General features: G+C 70.8%; 11 protein-coding genes. 10 read left to right on the forward strand and 1 reads right to left on the reverse strand.

Annotated features, from left to right (window positions below; all coding sequences use genetic code 11):
- Positions 1 to 33 precede the first annotated feature (33 nt).
- The 10 genes from ACGFJ2_RS10945 to ACGFJ2_RS10990 all read left to right on the forward strand — a co-directional run bounded on the left by ACGFJ2_RS10945 (position 34) and on the right by ACGFJ2_RS10990 (position 10,331).
- On the forward strand, positions 34 to 1,095 hold the full coding sequence (locus ACGFJ2_RS10945) for a MoxR family ATPase (protein WP_357943118.1): 1,062 nt from the start codon (positions 34 to 36) through the stop codon (positions 1,093 to 1,095).
- Positions 1,092 to 2,870, forward strand: a complete 1,779-nt coding sequence (locus ACGFJ2_RS10950) for a hypothetical protein (RefSeq protein ID WP_393466974.1) — start codon at positions 1,092 to 1,094, stop codon at positions 2,868 to 2,870. The genes ACGFJ2_RS10945 and ACGFJ2_RS10950 overlap by 4 nt, the downstream gene beginning before the upstream one ends.
- A 41-nt stretch (positions 2,871 to 2,911) precedes the next feature.
- Entirely contained in the window at positions 2,912 to 3,592 is a 681-nt protein-coding gene (locus ACGFJ2_RS10955) for a response regulator transcription factor (RefSeq protein WP_357943077.1), read from the forward strand.
- Positions 3,589 to 4,977, forward strand: coding sequence for an ATP-binding protein (locus ACGFJ2_RS10960; RefSeq protein ID WP_393466977.1), 1,389 nt, complete (start codon positions 3,589 to 3,591; stop codon positions 4,975 to 4,977). Before ACGFJ2_RS10955 ends, ACGFJ2_RS10960 begins: the two co-directional genes overlap by 4 nt.
- A gap of 44 nt (positions 4,978 to 5,021) precedes the next feature.
- Positions 5,022 to 5,564 carry a hypothetical protein gene (locus tag ACGFJ2_RS10965; protein ID WP_357943081.1) on the forward strand — a complete coding sequence of 181 codons (543 nt, stop codon included), beginning with the start codon at positions 5,022 to 5,024 and terminating at the stop codon, positions 5,562 to 5,564.
- A gap of 34 nt (positions 5,565 to 5,598) precedes the next feature.
- A complete protein-coding gene (locus ACGFJ2_RS10970; protein WP_357943083.1) occupies positions 5,599 to 6,693 on the forward strand; it encodes a peptidoglycan-binding domain-containing protein in 1,095 nt (364 codons plus the stop codon).
- On the forward strand, positions 6,690 to 7,409 hold the full coding sequence (locus tag ACGFJ2_RS10975; RefSeq protein ID WP_393466980.1) for an ABC transporter ATP-binding protein: 720 nt from the start codon (positions 6,690 to 6,692) through the stop codon (positions 7,407 to 7,409). Before ACGFJ2_RS10970 ends, ACGFJ2_RS10975 begins: the two co-directional genes overlap by 4 nt.
- Complete coding sequence (locus ACGFJ2_RS10980) at positions 7,406 to 8,608, forward strand: ABC transporter permease (RefSeq protein ID WP_358191947.1); 1,203 nt, start codon at positions 7,406 to 7,408, stop codon at positions 8,606 to 8,608. The genes ACGFJ2_RS10975 and ACGFJ2_RS10980 overlap by 4 nt, the downstream gene beginning before the upstream one ends.
- A 101-nt stretch (positions 8,609 to 8,709) precedes the next feature.
- Positions 8,710 to 9,570: a hypothetical protein gene (locus tag ACGFJ2_RS10985; RefSeq protein ID WP_393466984.1), complete on the forward strand. Its 861-nt coding sequence runs from the start codon at positions 8,710 to 8,712 to the stop codon at positions 9,568 to 9,570.
- Positions 9,571 to 9,629: 59 nt separating this feature from the next.
- Positions 9,630 to 10,331 (forward strand): DUF6597 domain-containing transcriptional factor, encoded by a 702-nt coding sequence (locus tag ACGFJ2_RS10990; protein WP_393466987.1) that lies wholly within the window; start codon positions 9,630 to 9,632, stop codon positions 10,329 to 10,331.
- On the opposite strand, the gene ACGFJ2_RS10995 is transcribed toward ACGFJ2_RS10990, so the two are convergent.
- The gene (locus tag ACGFJ2_RS10995) at positions 10,288 to 11,328 is read right to left on the reverse strand and encodes an AI-2E family transporter (RefSeq protein WP_393466990.1); all 1,041 of its coding nucleotides are present in this window, start codon (positions 11,326 to 11,328) and stop codon (positions 10,288 to 10,290) included. The two genes, ACGFJ2_RS10990 and ACGFJ2_RS10995, sit on opposite strands and share 44 nt — an antisense overlap.
- Between the last annotated feature and the right edge of the window lie 403 nt (positions 11,329 to 11,731).

Consider the following 11,731-nt stretch of genomic DNA (forward strand, 5'->3'; position numbering starts at 1 on the left):
CGCGTGACAGCCACGATTCGCCACTCTGAAGACGTGCAGGCGACGGTCACGGTCACTCCCATGCAGCTCCCCGAGCTGCTGCTGCACGTCGCCGTCGTCCGGCCGGTGTTCCTGTGGGGCGCGCCCGGCATCGGCAAGAGCTCGCTGGTCCGCGAGTTCGCCGACTCCCTCGGCCTCGACTGCGTGACGCTGCTCGGCACCCAGCTCGCGCCCGAGGACCTCATCGGGGTGCCCGAGCTGGTCGACGGCCGCAGCCGGTTCGCGCCGCCCGAGTCGATCGCCCGCGCCGAGCCCTACTGCCTGTTCCTCGACGAGCTCAACGCCTCGGCGCCCGAGGTGCAGAAAGCGTTCTACTCGCTGATCCTCGACCGCAGGATCGGCGCGTACGAGCTGCCCGCCGGATCGGTCGTGATCGGCGCGGGCAACCGGGCCACCGACAACGCGCTCGCCCGCCCGATGGCCTCGGCGCTGATCAACCGGCTGGTCCACGTACACCTGCGGGCCTCGCCCGACGACTGGCTCAAGTGGGCCGCCGCCAACGGCATCCACCCGTGGATCGTCGACTACCTGGCGCAGCGGCCCGACCACCTGTGGAGCGCGCCGCCCAAGACCGAGGAGCCGTTCTCCTCGCCACGCGCATGGCACATGCTCTCCGACGTGCTGACCTCCTACGGCGATGACGTCGCCGACGAGACGCTCGCCATGCTCGCGTTCGGCACGCTCACCGCCAACCACGCCTCCGCCTTCCGCGCCTACGTCAAGACCGTCCGGCACGCGTACGACCTCAACGCGGTGATCAAGGGCGAGGCGCCATGGCCGCGCCGGCCCGAGGAGCGCGACCTGCTCTACTTCCTGGCCGAGGCGTTCCGGGCCCGGCTGGTCAAGGAGCTGCCCGCGGACAAGCGCGGCGCCTCCTCCAGAGGGCGTGACCTGGGCTTCCGCGCCAAGACGCTGCTGGTCGAGCTGGCCGAGATCTCGCTGGAGTGCGCCCAGCTCGTCATCGCCTCCGACGCGAACGGCGCGCCCGCGCTGCCCACCTGGTTCCTCGTCGAGGTCGGCAGGGACGTGCCCAGGCTGATGGCGGCCCGATCATGAGCCCCCGCAACAAGGCCAAGACCGACCCATGGCGCGCCGAGGTGCGCAAGGGCTGGCAGCTCGTCGACCGGCACCCGCTGTTCTCCGTCTACCACAGCTGGCTCTACGCGGCGGATGAGGGGGAGCTGTCGGCCGACACCTGGGCGGTGGTGACGGAGGACGGGGACATCCGCCACCACCCCCGCCGCCGCGCCGAGGCGGCCGAGTGGGCGTGGATCTTCGCTCACCTGCTGCTCCATCTCGGCTTCGGCCACGCCGACCCGCGCACCTGCGCGCCGAAGGACGTCGAAGGCGACCGTCCCGAGCCCGCCTACCGGGCCGCGTGCTGCCTGGCCGTCGACCGGTTCCTGCGGACGCTCAAGATCGGCCGCTGCCCCGCGCCGCTGCCCGCCGAACTGCCCGAGCAGGACGAGGTCACGCTGTCGGAGCGCTGGCGCAGGCTCGGCATCCCCGAGGCGTACAAACCGCTCGGCGAGGAGGACTTCCGCGTCTGCTCGGCGGAGATGGCCAAGCACTTCGACTTCCCGTCCATGTTCGCGGTGGGCGTCGCCGAGGCGGCCACCGCCGCGCTCGACCAGGCGGGCACCCCGCGCGTCACGACCGACAAGCACGTCGAGGGGCCGTGGGACGCGGCGCTGCGCTGGTTCGTCTCCTCCTACCCGCTGCTGGGCGCGCTCGCCGCCGGCATGAAGATCGTCGCCGAGGTGGAGCTGGCCAGGAGCTGGGGGATCTCCATCGCCGCGGTCAGCGCGGAAGCCGGCGAGATCTACATCAATCCGCTCGCCCGGCACTCCGAGGAGGAATGGCGGTTCGTGCTGGCCCACGAGATGCTGCACGCCGCGCTCCGCCATGGCGAGCGGGTCGGCCCGCGCGAGCCGTACATCTGGAACGTCGCCTGCGACTACGTGATCAACGGCTGGCTCACCGAGATGGGCGTCGGCGAGATGCCCGAAGGGCTGCTGTTCGACCAGACCCTGTCCGGCATGTCGGCCGAGGCGGTCTACGACACGATCGTCACCGACCTGCGGCGGATGCGGAAGCTCGCCACGCTGCGCGGGCGCGGCCTCGGCGACCTCCTCGACCGGCCACCACGCCCGGCCTGCGGCGGCGTCGACCTTGACGAGTACTACCGCAGCGCCCTCTGCACGGGCCTGGCCTTCCACCAGGGCAACGGCCGCGGCTACGTACCGGCCGGGCTGGAGCAGGAGATCCGGGCGCTCGACCAGCCGCCGCTGCCGTGGGACGCGCAGCTGGCCCGCTGGTTCGACGAGCACTTCCAGCCGGAGGAGACGCGGCGCTCCTACGCCCGCGCCTCCCGCCGCCAGGCCGCCACCCCGCACATCCCGCGCCCCGGCCGGGTGCGGCCGGAGGAGGTGGTCAGGAAGGCCACGTTCGGCGTGGTGCTGGACACCTCGGGCTCGATGGACGTCAAGCTGCTCGGCAAGGCGCTCGGCGCGATCGCCTCCTACGCCTCGGTCCGCGACGTGCCGCGGGCGCGCGTGGTGTTCTGCGACGCCATCGCGTACGACGCCGGCTACCTGCCGGTCGAGGACATCGCGAACCGGGTCAAGGTACGCGGCCGGGGCGGCACGATCCTGCAGCCCGGAGTCAGCCTGCTGGAACGGGCCGACGACTTCCCGACGGACGGCCCGATCCTGCTCATCACCGACGGCCAGTGCGACGTGATCCGCATCCGCCGCGACCACGCCTTCCTCGTGCCACAGGGCGCTTCGCTGCCGTTCCGGCCGCGCGGGCCGATCTTCTTCATGAAATGACTTTGAGCCGGCTTTGAGCTGGCTTGGGTAGACCTTTGACCATGGATCGACCGGCCAGGGTGCTCGTCGTGGACGACGAGCCGAACATCCGTGCCCTGCTCTCGCAGACGTTGCGCCTGGTCTCGTTCGAGGTCAGGACCGCCGAGTCCGGCGCCGAGGCGGTGCGGGCCGCCAGGGAGTTCGAGCCCGACATCGTGGTGCTCGACGTGATGATGGCGGACATCGACGGGTTCGAGGTGGCCAGGCGGCTCGGGGAGAGCGTCCCGGTGCTGTTCCTGACCGCGCGCGACACGGTCGAGGACCGCGTCAAGGGGCTCACGCTGGGCGCCGACGACTACGTGGCCAAGCCGTTCAGCCTGGAGGAGGTGGTGCTGCGCATCCGGGCCATCCTGCGGCGCAGCCGTACCGAGACCGGGCGCGCGGACGTGCTGCGCTACGCCGACCTGGAGCTCGACGTGGCCGCGCACGAGGTGCGCCGCGGCGGCGTGCTCGTCGATCTGTCGCCCACCGAGTTCAACCTGCTCGAATACCTGCTGACGAACGCCGGCCGGGTGGTGAGCAAGGCGCAGATCCTCGACAGCGTGTGGCGCTACGACTTCGACGGCGACTCCAGCATCGTCGAGTCGTACGTCTACTACCTGCGCAAGAAGATCGACAAGTTCGAGCCGCAGCTCATCCACACCGTGCGCGGTGTCGGCTACACGCTCAGGACCCCGCGGTGAGGCCGGGCAGGTGGACGCTGCGCGCCCGGCTCGTCATGGCGATACTCGGGCTCACCACGGTCGCGCTCGTGCTGGCCAACGTGGTCGGCATCGCGCTGCTCGGCGACAATCTGCTGCGACGCGTGGACTCCCAGCTCAACACGATGGGCGGCGCGGTCGGCAAGCTGCCGATGATGGCCGGCCTGATCTCCGGCGGTAAGACCATGGACTGGGAGAAGGTGCTGACCAAACGGGTCGCCTCCGTGGCCAGGATCTACATCTACTCCGCCGACGGCAGGCTGGTCAGCGAGCTGCCGGGCGACTCGGACCCCGGCCCGGTGCTGGGCGACGTCCACGTGGGCGATCCCTACACGGTGAGCGGCACCACGGGGCCGTCCTGGCGGCTGAAAGCGATCACGACCCGCGACGGCGGCACCGTGGTGGTCGCGCAGTCCCTCGGCGAACTGGAGGCGACCCGCGCCTCGCTCGTCGCCATCGCCTTCGCCGTCAGCGCGCTCATCCTGCTCCTGCTCGGCCTGGCCGCCGACGCCGTCGTACGCCTCGGCCTGCGCCCGCTGACCAGGATGGAGCGTACGGCCGGTCAGATCGCCATGGGCGACTTCGCCAGCCGGGTCCCCGCCCCCGACCCGCACACCGAGGCGGGCCGCCTGGGCGCGGCCATGAACGTCATGCTGGACCGCGTCGAGAACGAGATCGCCGCCAGGACCGACTCCGAGTCCCGCATGCGCCGCTTCCTGGCCGATGCCTCGCACGAGCTGCGCACCCCGCTCACCTCGGTCCGCGGCTTCGCCGAGCTCTACCGCCGGGGCGGCGGCGACGAGCAGGAGACGATGCGCAGGATCGAGGAGGAAGCCGCCAGGATGGGCATGCTCGTCAACGACCTGCTCACCCTGGCCCAGCTCGACCAGGAACGCCCCATCGACCGCCACCCCGTCGACCTGCTGGAGGTGGCGGCCGACACCATCCAGGACGCCCGCGTCCGGGTGCCCGGCAGGCAGGTCAGGCTGAGCGGCCTGGGCGGGACGCTGGCCCCGGTCTCGGTGGTGGGCGACGAGGCCCGGCTGCGCCAGGTCGCCGCCAACCTCGTCGGCAACGCCCTCACTCACACCCCGGAGGACGCGTCGGTGACGGTGAGCGTGGGCACCGCACGCGGCATGGCGGTGTTCGAGGTGGCCGACACCGGGCCCGGCGTGCCGGAGCAGCACATCCCCCACGTCTTCGACCGCCTCTACCGCGTCGGCCAGGGCAGATCGAGGACCGACGGCGGCGCGGGACTGGGCCTGGCCATCGTGGCCGCGATCGTGCACGCCCATGGCGGCACGATCGAACTCGACTCCGCGCCGGGCCGGGGCGCCACCTTCCGCGTGCTCCTACCCGGCTCCTAGGCGGCTCCCAGGCTCCTTTGATCGGCGCTCGGCACATTCGGGACATGAAGCGAAGATTCCTGACCAGAAAAATCCTGAGCGCCACCGGCGTGCTGGCCCTGGCCGCCGCCGGATGCGGCTCGGCGCCCAGCTCCGCCGGAGTCGCCTCCGTCAAGACCACCTCGCCCGCCGCCACGGCCAGTCCGTCGCCCTCGGCCAGCGTGGACAAGGCCGAGCAGGGCAGGAAGTTCGCCGCCTGCTTACGTGAGCACGGCCTCGACGTTCCCGACCCCGACCCGAACGGCGAAGGGATGTTCCAGGCGCTGCCCAAGTCGGAGATGAACTCGGGCAAGGTCCAGAAGGCGTTGCAGGCCTGCCGCTCCGTCGCCCCCATCAGGGACGCCAAGGAGCTGAGCCCGGCGGACCAGGACAAGATGCGCCAGTTCGCCGCCTGTATGCGCGAGAACGGCATCGACCTGCCCGACCCGGACTTCAGCGGGAAGACCAACCAGAACCTCGCTAAGAGCTTCAGGCTGGACGACCCCGACTTCAAGCAGGCCTATGAGGTCTGCCGAGCCAAGTTCCCGCAGCTGGGCAAGACGCAATGACGCGGGTCACGTTCTCGCAGTTGGGACGGACTCGATGACGCAGGTCAAGTCCCAGCCTGAGGTCGTTCCCGGCCGCCCGCTCCGACCTGGGCGGCGCTCGTTCCGCACCGTCGCCTGGGCCGGAGGCACCGCCCTGCTCGCCGCCGCCGTCGCGGCCGCCGCCATCGGCTTCGGCGGCAACGGCTCGGGTACGGCCGTCGCCGGCCGTACGCCCCCGGCCACCGCGAAGGTGACCCGCACGACGCTCACCGAGACCAAGACCGTCGACGGCACGCTCGGTTACGGCGACACCATCACGGTCACCGCGAAGTCGCCGGGCACGATCACCTGGCTGCCCGAGGAAGGCGCCACCATCACCCGGGGCAAGGCCGTCTACAGCGTCGACGCCGACCGCCGCCCCCTGCTCTACGGCGGCATGCCCCTCTACCGCGTGCTCAAGGACGGCGTCGAGGGCAAGGACGTCGAGTTGCTGGAACGGAACCTGGCCAAGCTCGGCTACACCGGCTTCGACGTCGACAAGGAGTTCACCTGGGCCACCCGCGAGGCCGTCGAGGACTGGCAGGACGACCTCGGCCTGGACGTCACCGGCGAGGTCCAGCCCACCGACGTGGTCGTGGAGCGCGGACCCCTCCGCGTCGCCGGCCTCAAGACCACGCTCGGCGCCGGCGGCACGGGGCCTGTGCTCACCGCGACGGGCACCACCCGCCAGGTGCTCGTCAACCTCGACGTGGCCGACGCGCACCTGGTCAAGAAGGGCCTCGGCGCCACGGTCGAGTTGCCGGACGGCTCCACCGTGAAGGGCAAGGTCACCAGCGTGGGCAAGGTCGCGACCGAGACGGGCACGGGCGGCGACGCCACCACCACGATCGAGGTCAAGGTGTCGGTGAGGGGTCTGAAGAAGCCGTTCGACTCCGCCCCGGTCGACGTCACGATCGTGTCGGCCCAGCGCGAGGACGTGCTGGCCGTACCCGTCGGAGCGCTGCTGGCCCTCGCGGAGGGCGGCTACGGCGTACAGGTCGTGACGGGCGGCACCACCCAGTACGCGGCCGTCGACATCGGCATGTTCGCCGACGGCAAGGTGGAGGTCGGCGGCGTCCAAGAGGGCGCGACCGTGGCGGTGCCCAAGTGATCGTCCAACTGCGTGCGGTGAGCAAGGAGTACGGCGAGGTGGCCGCGCTGCGCGGCGTCTCCATGGGCATCGAGTACGGCGAACTCGTCGGCATCGTCGGCCCGTCGGGTTCCGGCAAGTCGACCATGCTCAACATGATCGGCACCCTGGACCGCCCGTCGAGCGGCACCGTGCACATCGCCGGGCACGACGTGCTCACCCTCGACGACAGGCAGCTGTCGGCGCTGCGGGCGAACGTCATCGGCTTCGTCTTCCAGCAGTTCCACCTCGCCGCGGGCGTCCCCGCGCTGGACAACGTCGCCGACGGACTCCTGTACGCGGGCCCCTCCCTGCGCGAACGCCGCCTGCGCGCCTGCGAGGCACTCGAACGGGTCGGGCTCGGGCACCGGCTCGGCCACCGGCCGCACGAGCTGTCAGGCGGCGAGCGGCAGCGGGTGGCCATCGCCCGTGCTGTGGTCGGCGGGCCGCGGCTGCTGCTGGCCGACGAGCCGACGGGCAACCTGGACTCGCGCTCCGGCGCGGGCGTCATGGACCTGCTGCGCGAGCTGAACGCCGGCGGCACCACCGTGGTCGTCATCACCCACGACCGCGACATCGCGGCCTCGCTCCCGAGGCAGGTCGAGATGCTCGACGGCCTCGTGGTGGACGGCACTGTGGACGGCGCTGCGGACGGCCTTGTGGTGGGCGGCTTTGTTGCGGACGGACGTGGGCTATGACCGCCGCCATCCTCACCTCCGCCCGGCTGCGCCCGCGCGACGTCCTCAGGGTCGGCGGCGCGGGCCTGCGGGCCAGGCCACTGCGGGTGTTCCTGTCGGCGCTCGGCATCGCCATCGGCATCGCGGCCATGCTCGGCGTCGTCGGCATCTCCGCCTCCAGTCAGGAGGACCTGAACCGCCAGCTCGAAGCGCTCGGCACGAACCTGCTCACCGTCTCACCCGGCCAGACGCTCTTCGGCGAGAGCTCCCACCTGCCCGCAGAGGCGGAGGGCATGATCGAGCGGATCGCACCCGTCACCTCGGTCACCGCCACGGGCACCACGCCCGCCAAGGTCTACCGCAACGACCACATTCCGGCGGCCCAGTCGGGCAGCATCTCGGTCACGGCCGCCCGCCTCGACCTGCCGCACGACGTGGGTGCCCAGATCGTCAGCGGCACCTGGCTGAACCAGGCCACCCAGCGGTACCCGGCCACCGTGCTCGGCGCCAAGGCGGCCGACCGGCTCGGTGTCGTACGGGCGGGCCCTGACCAGCGGGTTTGGCTGGGCGGGGAGTGGTTCACCGTCGTCGGCGTGCTCGGTCCCGCGCCGCTCGCCCCCGAACTCGACACCGCGGCACTGATCGGCTGGCCGGTCGCCGAGGAACGGCTGGACTTCGACGGCTACCCGACCACGATCTACGCCAGGGCCGAGGAGGCGTCCGTCGTCGCCGTACGCGATGTGCTGGGCCCCACCGCCAACCCGGAGAAGCCCAACGAGGTCGAGGTCTCCCGACCGTCGGACGCGCTGGCCGCCAAACAGGCCACCGACGCCACGCTGAATGCCCTCCTGCTCGGTCTCGGCGGCGTCGCCCTGCTGGTCGGCGGGGTCGGCGTGGCCAACACGATGGTGATCTCCGTGCTCGAACGACGCGCCGAGATCGGGCTGCGCCGCTCGCTGGGCGCCACCCGCGGGCAGATCCGGCTGCAGTTCCTGGCCGAATCGCTGCTCCTGTCCGCCATCGGTGGTGTCGGCGGCGTCATGCTGGGCATCGGCGTCACCGCCGCGTACGCGAGCTTCCAGGGCTGGCCGGCGATCGTGCCGGTCTGGGCCATGCTCGGCGGCGTGCTCGCCACCCTGGTCATCGGCGGGATCGCCGGGTTCTATCCGGCCGTACGAGCCGCCCGCATGTCGCCCACGGAGGCCCTGGCCACGCCGTGACGAACAGGCGGGCGGAGATGCCCGTGCGGCGCGCACCCCGGCGCCCCGCGTGTCCGTTTCTTACAAGAAGAGCCTGGCCAGACCGGGATAGCTTCACCGCTATGGAGCTGAATTCGCGGGCGGTCTCCCGCGCTGAGAGATACCTGCTGCTGCACGGGCGGCTGATCGACAGGCTCAGGTTCGAGGCCCTGTTCAAGGGTGCCTCCTGTACACGCGTGCTCGACGCCCTGCGCTGCTACCGGAACGACGACGGCGGCTTCGGCAACGCGCTCGAACCGGACCTGCGCGGGGCGGGCAGCCAGCCGGAGCCGGTGGAGGTGGCGTTCTGGATCCTCGACGAGCTGGACGCCTTCGACGATCCGATGGTGGCCGCCGCCTGCGACTACCTCCTGGGGATCACGGCCAAGGACGGCGGCGTGCCGTTCGCGTTGCCGAGCGTCCGCGACACGCCGCGGGCGCCCTGGTGGGAGCCCGGTGACGAGTCTCCGGGCAACCTCATCCCCACCGCGTCGATCGCCGGGCTCCTGCACAAGCACGGCGTCGCCCATCCATGGCTCGGGCCCGCCACCGACTTCTGCTGGGCGGCGATCGCCGGCATCTCGGCCACGACCCCGTACGAGGCGCGGGCCGTCGTCCAGTTCCTGAACCTCGTCCCCGACCGGGCACGGGCCGAGGCGGAGTTCGCCCGGCTGCGCGAGGCCCTGCTGGCCATGGTCACCTTCGACCCCGACGCGTCCGGCGAGGTGCATTTCCCCCTCGACTTCGCTCCGTCGCCGCTGCGGCTGCCGCTCTTCACGCAGGACGTCCTGGACCGGCACCTCGAGGCGCTCGCCGCCGCCCAGTCGGACGAGGGCGGGTGGCAGGGGAACTGGCTGATCTGGACGCCCGTGGTGGAGCACGAGTGGGGCGGCTTCATCACCGTGCACCGGCTGCGGACGCTCCAGGCGTACGGGCGGCTGTGATTCCTCGGGCGTACGGGCGGGTGCGACTTCTTGTCGGTGGGGGTGCGTAGCTTGGAGGCATGTACGAAGAGCGGCCTCCTGGGGACGGCTTCGACGGACGGGTCACCTGCGTGTGGCGGCAGGTGAGCGACGCCGACGGCACGCGACTCGTGGTGCCCGATGGGTGCGTGGACCTCATCTGGGGGCCTTCGGGGGCGTTCGTGGCCGGTCCGGACACCGGGCCGATGCCGGTGCGGGTGCGCGCGGGGGATGCCTTCACCGGGATCCGGTTCAAGCCGGGCGGCGTCGGGGATGTGTTCGGCGTTCCGGCGCACGCCCTGCGCGACCAGCGCGTGCCGGTGGCGGACCTGGGGTTCTCCGTGTCCGACGGGGAGTTCTCCGTAGGGCGGCATGTGGCGATGTCCGGTGGGCGGCTCGCGAGCATGCGGGCCGCGGTCGTGGCCCGGCTTCGGGCCACCGCGCCCGCCGACGCCGCGGCGCCCGCGATAGCCGAGGCGCTCCGGACGGGGCGGACCGTGGGAGAGGTGGCCTGGACGCTGGGGTTCAGCGAGCGGCAGCTGTTGCGGCGCAGTCTGGCCTCGTTCGGATATGGGCCGAAGGTCCTGCAGCGGGTCGTCCGGTTCCAGCGGGCGCTGCAACTGGCCCGTGCGGGGGTGGCGCCGGTGGAGGTGGCGGTGGTCTCGGGCTACGCGGATCAGGCGCACCTGGCCAACGAGGTCAAGCGCCTGAGCGGCGTGACTCTGGCGGAGCTCCGGAGATGAGAGCGGCCGCCCAGCCCGCGCTGGGGTCGCTGTCGACGAGGAGCGCCCGCGTGAGCAGGCTCAGGGGGATCGCCAGGAGCGCGCCCAGCGGCCCCAGGACGAACGCCCAGACGATCAGTGACAGGAACGTCATCGTGGTCGACAACCCCACCGCGTCACCCAGGAACTTGGGCTGGATGAACGATTGGATCACCACGTTGATGGCGATATAGGCGGCGACGACGAGGAGCATCTGCTTGATGCCGCCGTCGAGCAGCGCCAGCATCGCGGGCGGGATCAGACCGAGGACGAAGCCGATGTTCGGGATGTAGTTGGTGATCAACGCCAGGACACCCCAGAGAAGGGGCAACGGCACACCCAGGATGGACAGCGCCACGACGTCCAGCGCCGAGCAGATGAGACCGAAGATCGTGGAGACGATGAGATAGCGCCTGGTGTTGTGGGCGAACGTGCCGAACGCCTCCACCAGGTGCGGCTTGGCCGCCTCGCCCGACGCGATGATCCTGGCGATGGCCGGGGTGTCCAGGCACATCCCGAGCAACAGCACCACGATGAGAAACAGGCTGGAGAGGATCCCCAGCAGACTCGACAACAGACTCTGCGCCAGCCCGAGCACCTTGGCCGGATCGAAGGCCTGGATCGCCTTGTCGAGCTGGGCGTTGCTGACGCCGTGGGTGGTGGCGAAGTTCTGGGCGTCGGTGAGCAACTGCTGAAACTGCGGGGCGTACGCGGGGAGCAGCGAGGCGAGCTGGGTGACGGAGACGGTCAGCACCGCGACCATGCCCAGCAGCACGAACAGCACGATGAGGAAGGGCACGACGACCTGCACCCAGCCGGGAGCGCCCGCGCGGGCGAGCCGGCCGCGCACCGGGGCGACGGCGATGACCAGCACGAGCGCGAGCACGACCGGACCCAGGATCGACGCGACCTCGCGCATGCCGAACAGGACGATCACCGCGCAGGCGATACCCAACAGGATGGTGAGGGCTCGGGGCACAGTGGCTTCCTACCCGTGGGCGGCGGATGACACCGGCGGGTGGTTGATTTGACGGTTCCGGGAGGCGTACATAGAGTTCACCAGTCCCACGAGGACGGCGATGATCGTCGGTCTCACTCGGGGGCAACCTCCAAACAGATCCCTTCGGATGGTGTTCGCATCACTCAGGATGGTCTGGTAAGTTAGAGGGGTTGTCCCAGAAACGGGGCGGTCTTTATTCCAGCAGGTCGGAGCGGGTCGGGTCAATTTGACACCGGGCCGGGCGGCTGAAAAGATAAAGACACAACGAAAACAGAAAACGAAATGTGCGCCTCTCGCAGGTTGGGGAGTACGCGTCCGTTTCTTGAGAACTCAACAGTGTGTTAAAAGCCAGTGCATGATGCACAACCCCGTCATGTCCATG

The organism is Nonomuraea sp. NPDC049028 (genome assembly GCF_043197735.1).
Taxonomy (GTDB): Bacteria; Actinomycetota; Actinomycetes; order Streptosporangiales; family Streptosporangiaceae; genus Nonomuraea.